Here is a 19107-nt window from a genome sequence, read left to right as displayed (position 1 = left end):
AAGGAGAGTAATTATGTTAGAAGGTATCCATAAGATTCATCTCATCGGTATAGGTGGATCTGGTATGCGCGCTATTGCGAATATTTTAATTCAAAAAGGATATGAAGTATCTGGTTCTGATGTTAAAGAATCTGATGTAATTGAACGTTTTAGACAAATGGGGGCTACCGTTCATATCGGTCATAATGCTGATTATGTACAAGGTGTAGATGCTGTAGTTCGTTCCACAGCTATTCGTGAAGATAATCCGGAAATCGTAGCAGCAAAGGAACAAGGTATCACTATTTTACATCGTTCTGACATTGTAAAAGCGGTATTGGATGTTACGAATGGTATTGCCGTAGCCGGTGCTCATGGTAAAACATCTACTACATCAATGATTGGTCAAATTCTCGTAGAAGGACAAATGGAACCAACTGTTATTATCGGTGGCGAAGTTGATTACCTCAAGGGGAGTAGTTGTTTAGGTAAGGGTGAATACTCTGTTGTTGAAGCCGATGAAAGTGATGGTTCATTCTTAAAATTAAGACCTAAGACGATTGTTATTACGAATATCGAAGATGATCATATGGATCATTATAAGACGATGGAAAATCTATTGAATGCATTCTGTCAATTCGTTGAAACATTACCTGTTGATGGTAAAGCAGTTGTTTGCGGCGACAATGATAACATTCGTTATGTTATGAGCAAAGTGGAACGTCAATTTATCACATATGGTTTAGAAGAGTCTAATGATTATGTAGCAAAAAATATCCACTATGAAGATAGTTCTTTAGTTTACGATGTAGTTCGTAAAGGTGAAACATTGAGCAGAGTGTCCTTACGTGTGCCAGGTAATCATAATGTGCTAAATTCTTTAGCATCTTTTATTGTGGCCCACGAATGTTGTCACGTTCCGGTTCCATCCATTGTGAAAGCATTAGGTAAATTTATCGGCGCTAAACGTCGTTTTGAAACAAAGGGCCACGTAGCTGGTGTATGGGTAGTCGATGATTATGCTCATCATCCAACAGAAATCAAAGCAACTTTAAAAGCCGCTAAGGAATTAGAAAAACATCGTGTTATCTGTGTGTTCCAACCTCATCGCTATTCTCGTACATCCTTATTGAAAGACGAGTTTGCTACGGCTTTCACCAGTGCAGACGAAATTTATATGACAGATATATATAGCTCTGGAGAAGATCCAATTAGCGGCATTGATGGTCATACAATTCCGAATATTATTAGTGAAGTAACGCATCAACATGTAAATTATGTGGAAGATGTAAATGATTTGCCAGCAGTCCTTGCGAAGGTGGTACGACCAAATGATTTGGTTATTACTATGGGGGCAGGTTCGATTAATCAATATGGTCCAAAGTTATTAGCGTTATTGGAAGAAGGTTTACAATGAAAGATAAACATATCATCGTATTAATGGGTGGTCCATCTGCTGAGGCTGAAGTATCTCGTAGAACTGGCGCAGCTATCGCAGAGGCTTTGATTAGCAAGGGGTATCACGTTTCCACATTAGAACTAAATCCTCGTACTGTATTACAAGACATTGAAAACCTTAAGGGCGATGTTGTATTTAATGCGATTCACGGACGTTATGGTGAAGATGGTGCCTTGCAAGGTGCATTAGAGATGGCTGAAATCCCATATACTGGATCCGGTATCATGGCTCATTCTGTAGGAATGAATAAAAAAGTAAGTAAAGATGTGTTCAAAGGCGCTCACATTCCTACGGCGGAATCTATTTCCTACAATGGCAATCTACAGTCTAAAGAAGATATCATTAAAGATATTGAATCTAAATTCTCTTTGCCGGTTGTATTGAAACCAGCAACACAAGGTTCAAGTATTGGCGTTACCATTGTAAAAGAAGAAGATCAATTGGCTAAAGCTGTTACAGAGGCGCTTACATATGACCCAATTCTTGTGGTGGAACAATATTTAAATGGTCGTGAATTTACCGTTTCTGTATTAGACGGTAAGGCATTGGCTATTATCGAAATTAGACCTCATTCTGGTGAATATGATTATGCTAGTAAATATACAGCAGGTGCTACTGATTATTTAGTACCGGCTCCAATCAGTGCAGATATGACAAAAGAGATGCAAGCTATTGGTGAACTTGTATATTGTGAAGTACAAGCGAGTGGGGCTATTCGCGTTGATGTCATGACTGATGATAAAGATAATATGTATGTATTGGAATACAATACTATTCCAGGTATGACGGCTACTTCTTTGGTGCCAAAGGCCGCTAAAGAGGTGGGCATAGATTTTCCTGAATTATGTGAAAAAATCTTATTAACAGCAGGTTATGGGAAGTTTTAAATGCTGTAGTATGTAAGGAGAGTAGTTATGGATGATTTTAAGCAACATCCACCCAACTCAAATCAGATAGATACGGAGCATCATAGACCCGACTTTCTTCATCCTGAGACTGAGCCAATCCACAAGGATGATGGAGATTCAATACATAACAGTGAGCGTGAATTAGCTCGTAAACGTAAACAAGAGAAAGCGGAGGTTAGAAAGAAATTTCTAAAAATAGGTGGTGTTGTAGCCATAGTGTTGTTAGGCTTATTTAATCTACCTATTCCGCTTGGTTCTATTAAAGTTATTGGATCTGATAAGGTTACTGTACAGGATGTAGAGGTTGCTGGTGATATTGGGGAACCAGTCAATGTACTTCGTATCAATAGAGAAAACTTGCGACACCGATTATCAAAGGATCTTCGTATTGAAGATGCTCAAATTGGTTACGAATTGCCGTTAACAATGGTGGTTCGTGTAGTCGAGCGTAAGGCTATTGCTGTGATATCAGCTCAATTTGGGTATTTAACCTTGGATAAGAATGGGCAAGTGATTGCATCTGATAGTGTCATTGAAGACACGACGGTGCCTATGATTTCTGGTGTTAAGGGTGGTAATATACTGCTAGGTGATATGGTTACCGATAAGCCGATTGTACAGGCTCTTGATTATCTGCGTGCTTTAGATGATGATACATTTAAGCAAATTGCAGAAATTAATATTGGTGATCCTAATAATATGATGGCGTATACCGTATCAGGTATACAGATTCGACTAGGCGATGGCGAAGATTTGAAAAGCAAAGCTGATTTAACAGCGTCTATGCTAAAAGATTTACCTAAGAGTCAAGGTAATGTTCAATATATAGATGTTAATCCGTCATCTCCTTTCATTAAAACCGATAAGGTAACGGTGCAACCAAAATCTAATAAATCTAAGTCAGACACTAGCCAATCTGAGAAAAAAGATACATCAAAACAAAGTGCTAATGTATCAAAATCAAAACAAGATTAATTATAAGCACAAAAAGGGTGGATGATGTTGTGAAACACGAACGATGGGCTATTGGTCTTGTCAGCTTTGTATTGGGATTTATGGTGATTACTCAGTACAAGATGACACAAGATAATATTCAAGAGAATATACGGCTACAACGAACTGGTGATTTGGTGGCTCAGTTAAAAGATGCAGAACATGAAAAGGATGCTTTACTAAAGCAAATTGAGCAATTAAAAGCCAGTGGTTCTGGTTCCAGTGCAGATGAAACATTACTTCGCAAAGCCGCATTGACTAATGTCAAAGGACCTGGTGTAACCGTTCTGATAGAAGATAGTACTAAACCAATTCAAGGGGGCGAAAATCCTAACCTATATGTAATTCATGATGAAGATATTTTACGTATCGTCAATGAATTACGAGCTGGTGGTGCTGAAGCATTGGCAATCAATGATCAACGTTTGATTGGTACATCTGAAATCCGTTGTTCAGGTCCTACGATTACCGTGAATGGTAAGGTGTATGGCGCTCCATTTACAGTTAAGGCCATAGGGGATCCTAAAACATTGAATTCAGCCCTCACTATGCGTGGAGGTATTGTAGACTCTTTAAAACATTGGGGCATTAAGGTGACCATAAAAGAGGAGCCATCCATTGCCATTCCGGCATTTACCGGTTCTTATAGAGAAGAGCATTTACAATCAAATGAGTTAGGAGGTAAAGAATGAATATTTATATCTTTGCTATCATTGGACTCATAGTAGGTGTTGTTGTAGGATGGTTTACACCATTACATATTCCAGCAAGCTATGCTAATTATACTTCTGTAGCTGTGCTAGCTGCATTAGATGCGGTATTTGGTGGCAGTCGTGCCGCATTAGAGAGACTATTTGATTTAAGTAATTTTATCAGTGGATTCTTCTCCAATGTAATACTTGCTGTTGTATTAGTATATATTGGCGACTTAATTGGGATTAATTTATACTACGTTGCCTTGATTGGTTTTGGGTTACGGGTTTTTATTAATTTAGCTGCTATTCGAAAGAACATTATGACTAAACGTTTCTAATTATCAAGATTCGATTATAGTTGTAGTGGAAAGTTTTTAAATTTTAGTGTAAAATAAATGTAATTGTTATAATTAACTCAGTATATAAATAGATGTATTCGTATTTATATTGACAGAAATAGATAACGATAAGAGGAGGAAGTTCGATGTCTGATTTTGCAAATATTAAAGTTATCGGTGTCGGTGGTGGCGGTAATAACGCTGTTAACCGCATGGTTGAAAGTGAACTAAATGGGGTTCAATTCTTATCCGTTAACACTGAAAGCCAAGTACTTGAATTGTCCAAGGCTGATGTAACTATTCAAATCGGTGAAAAAGTTACTAAAGGTCTTGGTGCTGGTGCTAACCCACAAATCGGTGAAGCAGCTGCTCAAGAAAGTCGCGAAGATATCATCAAAGCTCTTGAAGGTGCTGATATGGTATTCGTAACTGCTGGTATGGGTGGTGGTACAGGTACTGGTGCTGCTCCTGTAGTTGCTGAATGCGCTAAAGAAGTAGGTGCATTGACTGTAGGCGTTGTAACAAAACCTTTTGCATTTGAAGGTAAACGTCGTCGTGCTGCAGCAGAAAAAGGCATTGAATTCTTGACTCAAAAAGTTGATACAATTATCGTTATTCCTAATGACAAATTGTTACAAGTTGTAGATAAAAAATGCTCCTTGTCTGATGCATTTGGTAAAGCTGATGATGTTCTTCGCCAAGGTATCAAAGGCATTTCCGATTTGATCCAAATTCCTGGTTTAATCAACCTTGACTTTGCAGACGTTAAGACTATCATGACTGAACAAGGCGAAGCTTTGATGGGTATTGGTTTAGCTACTGGTGAAAACCGCGCTGCAGACGCTGCTAAGATGGCTATCAACAGCCCATTGTTGGAAACTTCCATCGATGGTGCTAAAGGCATCTTGCTTAATATTTCCGGTAGTGCAAACTTGAGCTTGTTCGAAATTAACGAAGCAGCTGAAATTATTTCTGATGCAGCAGATCCTGATGCAAATATCATCTTCGGTTCTGTTATTGATGAAAGCTTAGGCGATAGCGTTCAAGTTACAGTTGTTGCAACTGGTTTTAACTCCAGTACTAAGAATGTTCCAGAATTCGGTAAAACAACAACTGCTGCACGTCCAGCAACAAACACATCTGCTCCTACAAGCAGCATCCCTGATATCCCTGTATTCATGAAACGCTAATATTTAATATATATACTTATACAATATTAGAATAAAAGTAACTTATTAAGACACATATCTATGTGTGTATAGGAGGTACAAATGAAAAAATTAGTATTATTATCTTTAGCTGCAACAGTGATTACTGGCAGTGCATTCGCTGCATCCGTGCCTGTAACTAAAATCAGTGATAATTCCACAAAAATTCAAGCTGATTATGCGTTCAATCAACGCGTATCTAATAGCGGTGGCACTAACAATGATGGCTTTGGTGTATCTTTAGAACATGATTTAAGCAATAAATCTGCTCTTCAATACTCTTATAACAAAGTAAATGCTAAAAATGGCGATATTAAAGATCACCAATTGGCTTATGTTTACAAAGTACATCCAAATGTAAATATTTACGGTGCTGGTACAGCTATCCGTACACATGACACTGAGTTAGGTGTTCAAGCTGGTGTAATTGGTCACGTGCCTTTGACTGACAAAGTTAACGGCTTTGCTAAAGCTGGTTGGGGCAACGATATTAAACAATCCTATCAAGTAGGTGCTCAATATGAAGTTAAACCTAACATTGATTTGAATGTTTATTATGGTTATGACAAATATAGCGTAAACGATAATGACAAGACTTCCAAAGGCTTACATGCTGGTGTAGGTTATACATTCTAATCGTCATATATGCAATTGAAACCACTCATCTTTGATGGGTGGTTTTTTGTATTCACTCATGTATACAATATTTTTCATGAATACTCATTGTATAAATGCTTAACTTTAGGTATGATATTGATGTAATAGTTCTTTTTAGTTAGGATGGTGTATGCGATGACAAGTGTAGCAGCGAAACACGCAAGAGGAAAAAAATTAAAAGATGTAATCTTTGTAACTGCAGGACAGGCGGCGGAAGATACAAAATTAAATGGTCGTGAAAATGTAGTAAATGGTACTTTGGGTGCTATTTATGATGAAGAAGGTAATTTAGTATTCTTAAAAACTGTAAAAGAAGAATATTTAAATTTATCTGACACCGAACATATTGGATATGCCCCTATTGCAGGGATTCCACAATATTTGGAATGTGCTGAAAAAGAATGCTTTGGTGATTCTCGTCCTGACGGCTTTATTCGTAGCATCGCAACCACTGGTGGTACAGGCGGTATTCATCATTTGGTACATAACTATACTGAACCTGGTGATGAAGTATTAACTGCAGATTGGTACTGGGGTGCATATCGTATTATTTGTAGTGATAATGGACGTACACTTGTTACATACTCTTTATTTGATGAACATAATAACTTTAATCATGATGCATTCCAACATCGTGTTAAGGAATTAGCTGCTAAACAAACAAATGTTGTTATCTTATTTAATACACCAGGTAATAATCCTACAGGATATTCTGTAGAGGATAAGGACTGGGATTCTATTCTTAGTTTCTTGAAAGAATTAGTTGCTATTGGTCGCAATAACGTCATCATTGGTATCGATGTGGCTTATTTGGATTATTCTGGTGAAAAAGAAGAAGTCCGCGCATTCTTTAAAAAGATGGGGCACTTACCAAAGGAAATCCTAGTTTGTGTATGTTATAGCTTATCTAAGGGCTTTACAATGTATGGTCAACGTGTTGGCGCTATGATTGGTATTTCTTCTGATGAAGAAATCGCCGATGAATTCTTAGAAGTGAATAAATCGACTAGTCGTGCAACCTGGTCTAATATTTGTCGTCCAGCAATGCGCGCTATGGCGAATATCGTTTCTGACCCTGATAAATTTAAGGCTTATGAGGACGAACGTAATTGTTATTATCAATTGATTCGCGATCGTGCAGATATCTTTAAACAAGAGGCAGCACAAGTGGGCTTACCTATGTTGCCATATCGAGGTGGTTTCTTTATTACTATACCAACTGATTCTGGTACCGCTATTTGTGAAGAACTAAAAAAAGAACATATTTATTGCATTGCCTTAGGCAATGGTATTCGTATCGCTGCATGTGGTATTCCTAAATTCCAAATGAAGGGATTAGCTGGAAAAATCTATGATGCAATGAAACGATTAGGCAAATTATAAAGAAATGAATTTAAAAAGGCACTTCAATTTGAAGTGCCTTTTAGTGTTAGTGAATGTCCTTACGTTCTTTAATTTCTTTATCTGCCTCTAACGCTAAGTTTTCAAGCGCTTTTTTAGGTGCTGTTCGTTCACCTGTTTTAGGATCAACAAATTCAACGCGATCTAAGGTATCTGTGATTTGTCCTTTAATAAAGCCTAAATAGATGTTATATAGCTCTTTCTTTTCGGCTAATTCTTCAGGTGTTAGTTCTTGACCTGATTTTTTCTTAGCTGCTAGTTCATTTATACGTTTTAATGTATCGTTAATATTGGTCATAATTGCCTCCTGTATTCTATATTAGAATAACATAATTTATTATAACATAGAACTTAATGAATACGTATGGTAAGATATAAATTGTACGAGTTCGTACTTTCACAGGTGAGAAAGGAGTTTATCGTGCGTGTTACGAAAGCAATTAAGGCAGAACAATTAGCATTATTAGAAGAGCATTATTTTGATGCCAAACCTGCTCTTAAATACACAAATGAATTTGAATTATTAGTCGCTGTTGTGTTATCTGCACAGTGCACAGATGAGAGGGTTAACATTGTTACAAAACGATTGTTCCCTGCATTAAATCATCCGGCTAAGATGCTAGAGGTTGGTGTTACAAAACTAGAAGCTCTTATCAAGGATTGTGGTTTGTATAAATCAAAGGCGAAGAATTTGATTGCCACTTGTCATATATTGGTAGAACAATATCATGGAGAAGTGCCACGTGAATTTGATCAGCTCGTTGAATTACCCGGTGTAGGTCGAAAAACGGCAAACGTTGTGGTATCCGTATTATTCGGAACACCAGCTATTGCGGTGGATACACATGTATTCCGTGTAGCAAACCGATTGAAATTAGGTATTGCAAAGACGCCAGAAGAAATGGAACAAAAATTGCAAAAGGCTATACCAAAAGAGAAGTGGTCTGCAGCTCATCATTGGCTGATTTATCATGGACGACGTGTTTGTAAAGCTCGTAAGCCTCTATGTGAAACTTGTTTTTTACATCATCTTTGTCCGTCAGCAGGAAAGGTTTAATATGAAAAAGAATAATGAAGAACTAATTGCCCTTTGTGCTCAATATGGCATAGAAGGTATTGATATCGTCAACGAATTAATGCGTTTTAAAGTATTAGATCAATTGCTTTCTAGCAATGCGAATTCTCGTGAATGGGGTGTTACACCAGAGGACTTATATGGATTAGCTGAGAAATCTACGGTGGAATCCTTTGGACCTATTCCATATGATGTAAATACATTTCGTGCATTGTACGGCCCTTCATTTACGGTAGAACTCTTTGATTTTATTAGTGATACTGGAATTCTAGATGGTCTTGATGTAGGAACTATATGGGAAACGCCTGTTCGTGAAAGTATAGAAAGTCATAGTAAAACTGGAGAGCTCGTCCTTTATGCTTATGTAGAAGAATACGCTGGCATGATAGATGAAATTTTACAATCTTATGAGGATAAAAAGGTTGTCCTCTATACAGCATCTTCCGTATGTTATAGCATTATCTCTCGATTGTATCCAATGGCTCAGATTATTAATCAATGGCCTCATCGTAGCTATTTTGACCATATCTTTACAGGTACGGTTGGTATGTTCCAATCCTCTGAAGATATTGTAGAAGAGGTAGCTAATGGTTTGCATAATTTGGTTCCAGAAGGGACGGCTCAATTATTCTTACCAGCAACGATGGCACAAAATCAATTGGGATTGAATAATATGGCATTACAATTCTTTTTGAACCAAAAACGTGTAGAATCTATTCGTGAATGGACTCCCCTTGGGGCTTATGAAATCATTTATGGTAAATATGATGTTAAAAAGATGCGTGTAGGCCTTCGTGAACGAGTTGGTGATGACTGGAAAGCTATTAATTATATTCCATTGCCTCATGGCGTCTTTGCTCAATTACCGGTATTTACTGTATTAAACTACGGTTTGTCTTTACGTTCTATTTTATTGCCTGGCGGTCAAACTGATGTAGCTTTAGGTCAGGATGGCATTTATTGTATAGATAGTCGTGTTTCAGAACTAGGACGTGCGGCACTTCGTGAAAATGGAGCGTATTACTTAGCTTTTACCCGCTATAGTGACCATGTAGAGGTGTCTATGGGTACAGAAGCACCTAGTACGGGTGTATATTGGATGTTCCCTGATGTAGAATTGGCATATATGTGGTATACATATTTCTCTAGCACAATTGGGCAAACCTTAATGCAAGAGATTTCTATGCTCGTTCAAACAGAAGAATCCTTCGGCTATATGCTTAGCAGCGTACGTCGCCGTGTACTCGATGTAAATGATGAATCGCTACTAGTTAATGCGGCCAAAAATATTGATGAAGCGTATAAAGAGACTATCAAATCTGCACGAGCATCATGGCAAGAAAATATGAATTCTTTGGGTGCTGACGTAATGCCTCCGACGACATCCATCGATATTGAAGACTACAGTGACTATAAAAAATAATTGTCAATATAGGTAATTTGGTTTACAATATATCGTATCGATTTAGAACTACATAATTTGACAAATAGTGTACACTGTAATTAGGTGAGGAGGGAGGTAACAATGGCTGTTATTAATTTCGAAATTTTCAAAGTTATCGGCACATTATCAGAAGATAAAGATGGCTGGAAAAAACAACTTACATGCACAAGCTGGGGGAAATATAATCCTAAATTTGATCTTCGTGCTTGGGATAGCGAATATACAAGTATGAAAAAAGGGATTACTCTTTCCTTGGAAGAATTGATTGCATTACGCGATCTTTTGAATGAAAGTGATTTAGAAACTATCTTAGCGGAAGCAATTGAAGAAAAACAGGCTTCTAAAGAGTAGTTTCTTGATTTGTACGCATTATCGTGCTATAATCTATAAGAATAATATTGATTGCTGGAAAGAGGTGTATAGAATGAAACAAGGTATTCATCCAGACTATAAAGAAGCTACAGTTACTTGCGGTTGTGGTAACACATTCAAAACTGGCTCTGTAAAAGAAGACCTTCGTGTAGACGTTTGCTCCAAATGCCATCCGTTCTTCACTGGTCAACAACGTGCGGCTCAAGCTCGTGGTCGTATCGAACAATTTAACAAACGTTACGGTAAATAATAGTTTATGTAGCGAAACAACTATTGGCAGGGCTTTGGGCTCTGCCTCTATTTGTTTATGAAAGGAAATCCTTTGGCAAAAGAACGTATTAAGAAGTTCGTTGGTGGACAAGCTGTCATTGAAGGCGTCATGATGCGTGGCCCAGGATATACGGCGACAGCTGTACGTGAGCCTTCCGGTTCTATCGTGGTGCAAAAGGAAGCCACCACGTCCATTCAAGAGCGATATCCTATATTAAAGAAACCTTTTTTACGAGGCTGTATAGCCTTATATGAATCTCTTGTTATCGGTATGAAGGCCTTGTCCTTCTCTGCGAAAGCGGCTGGTGATGAAGAGGAAGAAATGTCGAATAGTGAAATTGCCATTACCATAGTATTTTCCACACTATTTGCAATCGCTTTATTTGTGGCCCTTCCTACATTTGTAGTTAAATTTATTCCTGGTATTCAAGATAATCACTTTATTTTGAACCTGGTTGAAGGTGCTATTCGATTGGCTTTGTTTTTGCTCTATATATGGGGTATTGGTCAAACTAAGGATATACAACGTGTATTCCAATACCATGGAGCAGAGCATAAAACCATTCATGCTTATGAAAATGATCTACCTTTGACCGTAGAAAATGTGCGTGCTCAATCTCGTTTACATCCGAGATGCGGGACTAATTTTCTACTCATTGTAATGGTAGTTAGTATATTTGTATTTGCCTTTTTAGGTTGGCCTAATTTGCTAGAGCGCATTGTGTCACGTGTTTTACTGATGCCCGTCGTAGCAGGTATTGCCTATGAATTTATTCGTTTTGCAGGACGTAGTGAAAGCTCCTTTGTAAAATCTCTCGTTAAACCGGGCTTGGCGTTGCAATATATGACGACCCGTGAACCAGAAGCAGATCAAATCGAAGTGGCTATTCGTGCTCTAGAAGAGGTGCGTCCTCCAGAAGAAGATGCTTATGAAGATGAAACATATTAAGATTGAGGTTATATATGTTAGTAGATAAATTACAAGTTATTGAAGATAAATTTATGGATCTAGAGCAACGCATCAGTGACCCTGAAGTCATTGCGCGTCAAGATGAATGGCGTAAACTAACACGTCAACATGCCCAATTATCTGAAACTGTAGAAGCTTTTAGAGAATATAAAAAGGTGTTAGCTGGTATTGATGAAGCCATGGAAGTCATTGAAGACAAAACAATGGATGAAGAATTCCGTGAAATGGCTCAAGAAGAATTGAAAGAATTAAAACCTCAAAAAGAGGAATTAGAAGAAAAATTACAAATTCTTTTATTACCAAAAGACCCTAACGATGATAAAAATATTATCATCGAAATTCGCGGTGGCGCTGGTGGCGATGAAGCGGCATTGTTTGCAGGCGACTTATTCCGTATGTATACAAAATATGCTGAAAGCCAAGGGTGGCGTTGTGAAATTATCGATGCTAATGAACCTGAACTAGGCGGTTTTAAAGAGGTTGTATTCTCTGTAGATGGTGAGAATGTATATTCCAAGATGAAATTTGAATCTGGTGTACATCGTGTACAACGGGTTCCAGCTACAGAAACACAAGGCCGTGTACATACATCTACGGTTACTGTGGCAGTACTTCCTGAAATGGAAGATGTTGATATTGAAATCAATGATAAGGATTTGAAAATCGATACATATCGCGCCAGTGGTGCCGGTGGTCAGCATATTAATAAAACAGAATCTGCTGTCCGTATTACCCACTTACCAACAGGTATTGTCGTAGCTTGTCAGGATCAACGTTCTCAGCTACAAAACAGAGAAAAAGCGATGCGCGTATTGCGTGCAAAATTGCAAGATAAAGCCGAACAAGAGGCTACAGCTAGCATGGCTGCAGACCGCAAGAGCCAAGTTGGTACAGGTGATCGTAGTGAACGTATTCGTACCTATAACTATCCACAAGGTCGCGTAACAGATCATCGTATCAATTTAACATTGTATAAATTGGATGCCATTTTAAATGGTGATCTCGATGAAATTATTCAAGCCTTAAATGCCGCTGATCAAGCAGCTAAAATGCAGGAGGCTAATACAAATGTATAAGGAGATTTGGACGATTGGTCGTATTCTCCAGTGGACAGAGCAGTACTTTCAAAGCAAGGGGATGGATACACCTCGTCTTGATGGGGAAGTACTGCTTTCTCACGTTTTAGGGAAGAATCGTATATATCTATATACGAATTATGATCAACCATTAGAGCAAGAAGAGCTGGATAGATTTAGACCGCTTGTCATTGAACGGGCTAAAGGACATTCTGTAGCATCTTTAACGGGAACAAAAGACTTTATGGGATTGACATTTGCTGTAAATGATAAGGTCCTCATTCCTCGTCCCGATACAGAAACATTAGTAGAATATGTATTAAGTTCCTATCATCAACAAGACTCTATTCGAATCCTTGATATGTGTACGGGCCCTGGTACTATTTTACTAAGCCTCTTGCATTATCTGCCTACAGCAACGGGGATGGGCCTTGATATTTCTCGTGATGCACTTGAAATAGCCACAAAGAATCAAGAAGCATTTAAGCTAGAGAATCGTAGCGAATTTCACGAATCGGATATGTTTTCTTATTTAGAACATCATAATGAGTTGTTTGATGTGATTGTATCTAATCCGCCGTATATTCGATTAGAGGATAAGAAAATCCTGTCTCCTGATGTACTTAATGAGCCTCATATTGCATTATTTGGTGGTGAAGATGGCCTTGATTTCTATCGTCAGTTAGCTATGGAGTGCGTAAAATATCTTAAACCTTATGGACTTGTGGCCTTTGAGGTAGGATATGATCAGGCTGAAGATGTAAAATCTTTACTGGAGTCTGTTGGCTCCTATGTAGATATATCTTTTGCAGCAGATTTAGCGGGCATTAATCGAGTTGTAACGGCTCGCGTGAAGGGGTGAGAATGTGGAGACTAAAATCATTACCGAACTTACAAGAGATAATCTTCAATTAGTTGCACATGCGTTGCGTCATGGTGATGTTGTAGCAATTCCTACGGAAACCGTATATGGCCTTGGTGCTAATGGCCTCGATGCAGATGCAATGGATAAAATCTATGCTGCTAAAGGTCGTCCTTCAGATAATCCATTGATATTACATGTACCCAATGCGGAAAGCATTAAACCGCTTGTGAAAGAAATACCTGAAACAGCAAGGGCCTTGATTGAGGCTTTTTGGCCGGGTCCTTTAACAATTACATTGCCTAAATCCGATCTCGTGCCTGACCGTGCAACTGGTGGGTTAGCTCGCGTGGCATTACGATGTCCAGATCATGCTGTATGCCGTAACATATTAGAATTGGCCGGTGTGCCAATCGCAGCGCCTAGTGCTAATATTTCAGGCCGTCCAAGCCCGACTACGGCACAATCCGTTTATGATGATATGAATGGACGTATTCCGTATATTGTGGATGCTGGAATCTGTACGATTGGTGTGGAATCAACGGTTGTAGAGGTGAGAGATGATGGAGTGACCATCTTACGGCCCGGTGGAATTACAAAAGAAATGTTAGAACAAGTTGTAGATAATGTGTCCTATGATCCGTTTTTATCGTCTCAAAATGAAGCGCCAAAGGCTCCTGGTATGAAGTATAAGCATTATGCTCCCGATGCACCTATGCGTGCATTTATAGGAAATCCAAAGGATGTGGCGGAAGCTTTCAGTAATGTGATTCGTGAACAGGACACTAAACGTGGTGCATTCTTGGTTAGTCAAGAAACATATGATTTGTTAAAAGATAGTGTACACGGTGAATTTCATGTATATGGACATAGTGGTGATGCGGTTGCCTTAGCTCACGATTTTTATAAGACATTACATCATTTTAATGAATGTGATGTAGACTATATTTTAGCAGAAGGTGTTGTGAATACAGGCCTCGGCGTAGCGGTCATGAATCGCATGGAAAAGGCGTGTGCCGGTCATATTATCTATTTATAAGCAGTTAGGTAATATTTATTATGTCCATTCATAATAGAAAAATGTCTTTACATATTGGATGTATTTGCTATAATGTATAAATAGCCACAGAAATTGTGGCGGTAAGGATGTCATTATGAATATTTTGTATGTATGTACTGGTAATACCTGTCGTAGCCCAATGGCAGAAGGTATTACGCGAACCTTGGCAACAGAGCTTGGTCTAGATGTGAATGTAGTTTCTGCTGGATTATTTGCTGCTTATGGTGCCAAGCCTACAGAAGAAGCTGTGATTGCGATTCAATCTATTGCCGATATTTCTGGCCATGAATCAAGACCTCTTACAATGGAGCTTGTCAATTCAGCGGATTTGATTATTGGTATGACACAAGATCATAAATCTGTGTTACTTCGTCAATTTCCTTTTGAAGTAGCTAAAATTCAAACCCTTGCTGAATGGGGGCATGGTACAGGAGATGTGGTAGATCCTTTCGGTTCAAATCAAGACGTGTATAATCAATGTGCTGAGCAAATTTATAATTTGGTGAAAGCTGGATTAGTAGCATCAAAAGAATAGGAGATAGAGCTATGAAAATTGCTATTGGTTGTGATCATGGTGGATTACATTTAAAACAAGAAATTAAGGAATTATTGTCTACATTAGGTCATGAAGTGGAAGATTTTGGTACACATAGTACAGAATCTTGTGATTATCCGGATATTGCCGAACCAGTGGCACATGCCGTTGTAGATGGTGCAGCAGATCGCGGCATCTTAATCTGTGGTACAGGCATTGGGATTGGTATTGCAGCCAACAAAATTGCAGGTGTACGTGCAGCGCTTTGTCACGATACATTTTCCGCACATGCAAGTCGCGAACATAATAATGCCAATATTCTTACGATGGGGGAACGCGTTATTGGACCGGGACTTGCAAAGGATATTGTTACGATTTGGCTTAATACAGAATTTGAAGGCGGACGTCACGCGCGTCGCGTAGAAAAAATTTCTGCTCTTGAAAAATAATACATCTTTATTCAATTAGTTATCACATTATATTTACATATGTTTCAAGGAGGATTCCCATGAGTTTCTTAGCAAAACAAGACCCTAATGTTAAAGCAGTTATCGATCAAGAATTAATGCGTCAACGCGATAAATTAGAAATGATCGCTTCTGAAAATATCGTATCCCAAGCCGTTATGGAAGCTCAAGGTAGTGTATTGACTAATAAATACGCTGAAGGCTACCCTGGCAAACGTTATTATGGTGGTTGCGAACATGTGGACGTAGTAGAAACATTGGCTATTGAACGCGCTAAACGTTTATTTGGTGCTGAACATGCAAATGTACAACCACATTCTGGGTCTCAAGCTAACTTTGCTGTATATTTTGCTATGTTAAAACCTGGTGACACTATTGTTGGTATGAACTTGTCCCATGGTGGTCACTTAACACATGGTTCTCCTGTAAACGTATCTGGCACATATTTCAATGTTGTTTCTTACGGTGTTAATGCAGAAACTCAACAAATCGACTATGATGAATTCCGCAAAATCGTTTTAGAAGCAAAACCTAAATTGATCATTGCTGGGGGCAGTGCTTACAGCCGTCAAATCGACTTCAAGAAAATGGCTGATGTAGCTCATGAAGTAGGCGCGATTTTCATGGTAGATATGGCTCACTTTGCTGGCCTTGTAGCTGCTGGTTTACATCCAAATCCAGTAGAATATGCAGATATCGTTACAACTACAACACATAAAACATTGCGTGGCCCTCGTGGCGGTATGATTTTGTGCAAAGAAGAATATGCAAAAGCTATTGATAAAGCTGTATTCCCTGGTATCCAAGGTGGTCCTTTGATGCATGTTATCGCTGCAAAAGCTGTTGCATTAGGTGAAGCATTACAACCAGAATTTAAAGTATACGCTGAACAAGTTATTAAAAATGCAAAAGTATTGGCTGCTGAATTAATAGCTAAAGGTTTGACTATCGTTTCTGGTGGTACGGATACACATGTTATGCTTGTAGATGTGCGCAATACAGGTTTGACTGGTAAAGAAGCAGAACATCTTCTTGATGAAATCGGTATCACAGCTAATAAAAATACAATTCCATTTGATCCAGCTAGTCCATTTGTAACTAGTGGTGTTCGTTTAGGTACACCTGCATTGACTACACGTGGTCTTAAAGAAGACGATATGAAAGAAATTGCAGATATTATTGCTACAGTACTTCAGAACCCAGAAGATGCAGCAAAACATCAAGATGCTGCAAAACGCGTAGCTGCATTATGTGAAAAATATCCTTTATATCCTAACTTATAATTTATAGGTATCGGTATAGTAAGAACCCAAAAGGGTGAGTAAGAGTTTTTCTTGCTCACCCTTTTTATGTTGTAGTGGTCATATTTATATGGCAGGATTTGTAAATATGTGATAGAGTATGTATGAATAGTAAAAGGCCGAAATAATGATTTCGGATCCGGATTGTTTTTATAGGGGGCATAATCATGAACGTTAATGTTATGACACATCCATTGATTCATCATAAGGTTACATTGATGCGTGATGTACAAACAGGTTCAAAAGATTTCCGCGAATTATTAGATGAAATTACATTGTTGATGGGCTATGAAATTACACGTAATTTGCCATTAGAAGATGTAGAAGTGCAAACACCATTGACTAAGATGACAGGTAAACGCATTGCGGGCAAAAAATTAGGCATTATTCCGATTCTTCGTGCTGGTCTTGGCATGGTAAATGGCATGCTTAGCTTGATTCCAACAGCTAAGGTTGGTCATGTCGGTTTATATCGTGATCCAGAAACATTAAAACCAGTAGAATATTATTGTAAATTACCTAGTGACGTAGGCGAACGCGATTTCATCGTTACAGATCCAATGTTAGCTACTGGTGGTAGTGCATCTGCAGCGATTACGTTATTGAAAGAGAAAGGTGCAAAGAGCATTAAATTGATGTGCCTTGTAGCAGCTCCTGAAGGTGTAGAAGTTGTTAATAAGGAACATCCTGATGTACCTATTTATGTAGCCGCTCTTGATGAAACATTGAATGAACATGGCTATATCTTGCCTGGTTTAGGTGATGCAGGGGACCGTATTTTCGGTACAAAATAATCACGACATATATCTATAAATACGATGTAAAAGACGCCCGAAAGGGCGTTTTTTACTTGAATAAAGTTGTAATAAGGTATAAAATAATTGTGTAGAAGTATTTTTTTATTCTAGGTGGGACTAATTTTGTTTGTCTGGGACGAATATCGTTATCCTTATCAAAGGGTAAAGGAGGAACCCTATGAATGAGTTGTTAATGGTATGCGAGCGTATAGCACCGGAATTAATGACCGTCTTAAAGGATCGCTACAAATTATTGAGTCATCTAGCCTATGAAGAACCTCTCGGCCGTAGGAGTTTAGCACTAGCTACGGATATATCAGAACGTGCAGTACGATCTCATGTTGATGCATTACGTGGTAACGGATTAGTTGAAATCTCAAAACCTGGTATCTATCTAAGTGCTGAAGGACGAGAACTAGTTCCCAAATTAAGGAGTATTCTTTATGAATATGAGCGTGTTGGCGAATTAGAGCAACGGTTGAAAGCTGCATTACATATTGATGATGTTATTATCACACCAAGTGAAGGATCATTAATGTTAAAACGCTTAGGTTTTACTGCTGCGAAAGTGGTTCAACGTATGGTAACCGATGAGTCTGTTATAGCCGTTAGTGGCGGTAGTACCATGGCGGCAATGGCTGATGAAATGCCTAGTAGTGTGTTGCATCCCGTGGTTGTACCAGCCCGTGGTGGTGTTGGTGAAGTCGTCGAATATCAAGCGAATGTAATCGCCTCTGTATTAGCAGAACGTTGGCATGGCTCGTATAAGATGCTTCATTTACCAGATGGGCTATCTAAAGATTCCCTAGATATGCTTGTAACATTAGAACCACAAATCAAGGAGATTAGCGAATTAATCCATAGAACTGATATATTAGTTTTTGGTATTGGTCAAGCACTCCATATGGCCGATGTACGACATATACCGGAGGATGTACGCCGTCAACTCGTTGATGGCGATGCCGTAGGTGAAGCATTAGGTCAGTATTGCTCTATGGATGGTTCTATCGTCTATGCGACGAACAACATAGGGCTTTCATTAAGGGATATAGTAAATATACCGCATGTCGTAGCTGTAGCAGGTGGCTTTGATAAAGCTGGTGCTATTATCAGTGTTATGAGGTCTTGTAAAAAGGGAATCCTCATAATAGATGACCAAGCAGCAGAAGGTATGCGCCAATTACTAAATATTCCTGCGTTATAATTTAGTTTATTATTTTTAGTATTATATAGTTCTTTT

At 38.5% G+C, this 19107-nt stretch carries 22 protein-coding genes; 21 read left to right on the top strand and 1 reads right to left on the bottom strand.

Annotated elements, in window-relative coordinates; translation table 11 throughout:
- Positions 1 to 13 precede the first annotated feature (13 nt).
- The 8 genes from murC (at position 14) to VAHSUH02_RS06470 (ending at position 7620) form a co-directional block, all read left to right on the top strand.
- On the top strand, positions 14 to 1396 hold the full coding sequence (gene murC, locus VAHSUH02_RS06505) for a UDP-N-acetylmuramate--L-alanine ligase (RefSeq protein WP_005383625.1): 1383 nt from the start codon (positions 14 to 16) through the stop codon (positions 1394 to 1396).
- Positions 1393 to 2325, top strand: coding sequence for a D-alanine--D-alanine ligase (locus VAHSUH02_RS06500; RefSeq protein ID WP_005383622.1), 933 nt, complete (start codon positions 1393 to 1395; stop codon positions 2323 to 2325). Before murC ends, VAHSUH02_RS06500 begins: the two co-directional genes overlap by 4 nt.
- Before the next feature lie 27 nt (positions 2326 to 2352).
- The gene (locus VAHSUH02_RS06495; RefSeq protein ID WP_005383620.1) at positions 2353 to 3321 is read left to right on the top strand and encodes a cell division protein FtsQ/DivIB; all 969 of its coding nucleotides are present in this window, start codon (positions 2353 to 2355) and stop codon (positions 3319 to 3321) included.
- Positions 3322 to 3350: 29 nt separating this feature from the next.
- Complete coding sequence (locus tag VAHSUH02_RS06490) at positions 3351 to 4031, top strand: DUF881 domain-containing protein (RefSeq protein ID WP_009661052.1); 681 nt, start codon at positions 3351 to 3353, stop codon at positions 4029 to 4031.
- Complete coding sequence (locus tag VAHSUH02_RS06485; protein ID WP_005376145.1) at positions 4028 to 4372, top strand: small basic family protein; 345 nt, start codon at positions 4028 to 4030, stop codon at positions 4370 to 4372. The genes VAHSUH02_RS06490 and VAHSUH02_RS06485 overlap by 4 nt, the downstream gene beginning before the upstream one ends.
- 146 nt (positions 4373 to 4518) lie before the next feature.
- Positions 4519 to 5562 carry a cell division protein FtsZ gene (gene ftsZ, locus VAHSUH02_RS06480; protein ID WP_005376299.1) on the top strand — a complete coding sequence of 348 codons (1044 nt, stop codon included), beginning with the start codon at positions 4519 to 4521 and terminating at the stop codon, positions 5560 to 5562.
- Positions 5563 to 5643: 81 nt separating this feature from the next.
- Positions 5644 to 6216, top strand: a complete 573-nt coding sequence (locus VAHSUH02_RS06475; protein ID WP_005376108.1) for a porin family protein — start codon at positions 5644 to 5646, stop codon at positions 6214 to 6216.
- A 156-nt stretch (positions 6217 to 6372) separates the two neighbouring features.
- Positions 6373 to 7620, top strand: a complete 1248-nt coding sequence (locus VAHSUH02_RS06470; RefSeq protein WP_005376127.1) for an aminotransferase class I/II-fold pyridoxal phosphate-dependent enzyme — start codon at positions 6373 to 6375, stop codon at positions 7618 to 7620.
- A gap of 46 nt (positions 7621 to 7666) precedes the next feature.
- On the opposite strand, the gene VAHSUH02_RS06465 is transcribed toward VAHSUH02_RS06470, so the two are convergent.
- Positions 7667 to 7936: a DUF896 domain-containing protein gene (locus VAHSUH02_RS06465; protein ID WP_005383607.1), complete on the bottom strand. Its 270-nt coding sequence runs from the start codon at positions 7934 to 7936 to the stop codon at positions 7667 to 7669.
- A 123-nt stretch (positions 7937 to 8059) separates the two neighbouring features.
- Here VAHSUH02_RS06465 and nth point away from each other — a divergent pair, with 123 nt between their 5' ends.
- The 13 genes from nth to VAHSUH02_RS06400 all read left to right on the top strand — a co-directional run bounded on the left by nth (position 8060) and on the right by VAHSUH02_RS06400 (position 19071).
- Entirely contained in the window at positions 8060 to 8695 is a 636-nt protein-coding gene (nth, locus tag VAHSUH02_RS06460) for an endonuclease III (protein WP_005376356.1), read from the top strand.
- Position 8696: 1 nt separating this feature from the next.
- Positions 8697 to 10136, top strand: a complete 1440-nt coding sequence (locus VAHSUH02_RS06455) for a hypothetical protein (protein WP_005383595.1) — start codon at positions 8697 to 8699, stop codon at positions 10134 to 10136.
- Between the two features lie 102 nt (positions 10137 to 10238).
- A complete protein-coding gene (locus VAHSUH02_RS06450) occupies positions 10239 to 10508 on the top strand; it encodes a YdbC family protein (RefSeq protein ID WP_005376370.1) in 270 nt (89 codons plus the stop codon).
- 73 nt (positions 10509 to 10581) lie between these two features.
- Positions 10582 to 10779 carry a 50S ribosomal protein L31 gene (rpmE, locus tag VAHSUH02_RS06445; RefSeq protein ID WP_004696185.1) on the top strand — a complete coding sequence of 66 codons (198 nt, stop codon included), beginning with the start codon at positions 10582 to 10584 and terminating at the stop codon, positions 10777 to 10779.
- 57 nt (positions 10780 to 10836) lie between these two features.
- Positions 10837 to 11748: a DUF1385 domain-containing protein gene (locus VAHSUH02_RS06440; protein ID WP_005383586.1), complete on the top strand. Its 912-nt coding sequence runs from the start codon at positions 10837 to 10839 to the stop codon at positions 11746 to 11748.
- A 14-nt stretch (positions 11749 to 11762) separates the two neighbouring features.
- The gene (prfA, locus tag VAHSUH02_RS06435; RefSeq protein ID WP_005376124.1) at positions 11763 to 12845 is read left to right on the top strand and encodes a peptide chain release factor 1; all 1083 of its coding nucleotides are present in this window, start codon (positions 11763 to 11765) and stop codon (positions 12843 to 12845) included.
- On the top strand, positions 12838 to 13707 hold the full coding sequence (prmC, locus tag VAHSUH02_RS06430) for a peptide chain release factor N(5)-glutamine methyltransferase (protein ID WP_005383585.1): 870 nt from the start codon (positions 12838 to 12840) through the stop codon (positions 13705 to 13707). Before prfA ends, prmC begins: the two co-directional genes overlap by 8 nt.
- A 4-nt stretch (positions 13708 to 13711) precedes the next feature.
- Positions 13712 to 14746, top strand: coding sequence for an L-threonylcarbamoyladenylate synthase (locus VAHSUH02_RS06425; RefSeq protein WP_005383584.1), 1035 nt, complete (start codon positions 13712 to 13714; stop codon positions 14744 to 14746).
- Between the two features lie 115 nt (positions 14747 to 14861).
- Positions 14862 to 15302 carry a low molecular weight protein arginine phosphatase gene (locus VAHSUH02_RS06420; protein ID WP_038148832.1) on the top strand — a complete coding sequence of 147 codons (441 nt, stop codon included), beginning with the start codon at positions 14862 to 14864 and terminating at the stop codon, positions 15300 to 15302.
- Positions 15303 to 15313: 11 nt separating this feature from the next.
- Complete coding sequence (gene rpiB, locus VAHSUH02_RS06415) at positions 15314 to 15751, top strand: ribose 5-phosphate isomerase B (RefSeq protein WP_005376273.1); 438 nt, start codon at positions 15314 to 15316, stop codon at positions 15749 to 15751.
- A 59-nt stretch (positions 15752 to 15810) separates the two neighbouring features.
- Positions 15811 to 17052 (top strand): serine hydroxymethyltransferase, encoded by a 1242-nt coding sequence (locus tag VAHSUH02_RS06410; RefSeq protein ID WP_005383582.1) that lies wholly within the window; start codon positions 15811 to 15813, stop codon positions 17050 to 17052.
- A gap of 185 nt (positions 17053 to 17237) precedes the next feature.
- On the top strand, positions 17238 to 17864 hold the full coding sequence (gene upp, locus VAHSUH02_RS06405; RefSeq protein ID WP_005376354.1) for a uracil phosphoribosyltransferase: 627 nt from the start codon (positions 17238 to 17240) through the stop codon (positions 17862 to 17864).
- 181 nt (positions 17865 to 18045) lie between these two features.
- Positions 18046 to 19071, top strand: a complete 1026-nt coding sequence (locus VAHSUH02_RS06400) for a sugar-binding transcriptional regulator (protein ID WP_005383581.1) — start codon at positions 18046 to 18048, stop codon at positions 19069 to 19071.
- Positions 19072 to 19107 lie beyond the last annotated feature (36 nt).

This window comes from Veillonella atypica KON (assembly GCF_002959915.1).
GTDB classification, from domain to species: Bacteria; Bacillota; Negativicutes; order Veillonellales; family Veillonellaceae; genus Veillonella; species Veillonella atypica.
Note: the sequence above shows the minus strand (reverse complement) of the source record. Positions and strands in the feature narration are given on the sequence as shown.

Excerpts from the sequence above, each read along its gene's own strand:
- murC (WP_005383625.1), top strand. The coding sequence starts at position 14 with ATGTTAGAAGGTATCCATAAGATTCATCTCATCGGTATAGGTGGATCT.
- VAHSUH02_RS06500 (WP_005383622.1), top strand. The coding sequence starts at position 1,393 with ATGAAAGATAAACATATCATCGTATTAATGGGTGGTCCATCTGCTGAG.
- VAHSUH02_RS06495 (WP_005383620.1), top strand. The coding sequence starts at position 2,353 with ATGGATGATTTTAAGCAACATCCACCCAACTCAAATCAGATAGATACG.
- VAHSUH02_RS06485 (WP_005376145.1), top strand. The coding sequence starts at position 4,028 with ATGAATATTTATATCTTTGCTATCATTGGACTCATAGTAGGTGTTGTT.
- ftsZ (WP_005376299.1), top strand. The coding sequence starts at position 4,519 with ATGTCTGATTTTGCAAATATTAAAGTTATCGGTGTCGGTGGTGGCGGT.
- VAHSUH02_RS06475 (WP_005376108.1), top strand. The coding sequence starts at position 5,644 with ATGAAAAAATTAGTATTATTATCTTTAGCTGCAACAGTGATTACTGGC.
- VAHSUH02_RS06470 (WP_005376127.1), top strand. The coding sequence starts at position 6,373 with ATGACAAGTGTAGCAGCGAAACACGCAAGAGGAAAAAAATTAAAAGAT.
- VAHSUH02_RS06465 (WP_005383607.1), bottom strand. The coding sequence starts at position 7,936 with ATGACCAATATTAACGATACATTAAAACGTATAAATGAACTAGCAGCT.
- VAHSUH02_RS06455 (WP_005383595.1), top strand. The coding sequence starts at position 8,697 with ATGAAAAAGAATAATGAAGAACTAATTGCCCTTTGTGCTCAATATGGC.
- VAHSUH02_RS06450 (WP_005376370.1), top strand. The coding sequence starts at position 10,239 with ATGGCTGTTATTAATTTCGAAATTTTCAAAGTTATCGGCACATTATCA.
- rpmE (WP_004696185.1), top strand. The coding sequence starts at position 10,582 with ATGAAACAAGGTATTCATCCAGACTATAAAGAAGCTACAGTTACTTGC.
- VAHSUH02_RS06440 (WP_005383586.1), top strand. The coding sequence starts at position 10,837 with ATGAAAGGAAATCCTTTGGCAAAAGAACGTATTAAGAAGTTCGTTGGT.
- prfA (WP_005376124.1), top strand. The coding sequence starts at position 11,763 with ATGTTAGTAGATAAATTACAAGTTATTGAAGATAAATTTATGGATCTA.
- prmC (WP_005383585.1), top strand. The coding sequence starts at position 12,838 with ATGTATAAGGAGATTTGGACGATTGGTCGTATTCTCCAGTGGACAGAG.
- VAHSUH02_RS06420 (WP_038148832.1), top strand. The coding sequence starts at position 14,862 with ATGAATATTTTGTATGTATGTACTGGTAATACCTGTCGTAGCCCAATG.
- rpiB (WP_005376273.1), top strand. The coding sequence starts at position 15,314 with ATGAAAATTGCTATTGGTTGTGATCATGGTGGATTACATTTAAAACAA.
- VAHSUH02_RS06410 (WP_005383582.1), top strand. The coding sequence starts at position 15,811 with ATGAGTTTCTTAGCAAAACAAGACCCTAATGTTAAAGCAGTTATCGAT.
- upp (WP_005376354.1), top strand. The coding sequence starts at position 17,238 with ATGAACGTTAATGTTATGACACATCCATTGATTCATCATAAGGTTACA.
- VAHSUH02_RS06400 (WP_005383581.1), top strand. The coding sequence starts at position 18,046 with ATGAATGAGTTGTTAATGGTATGCGAGCGTATAGCACCGGAATTAATG.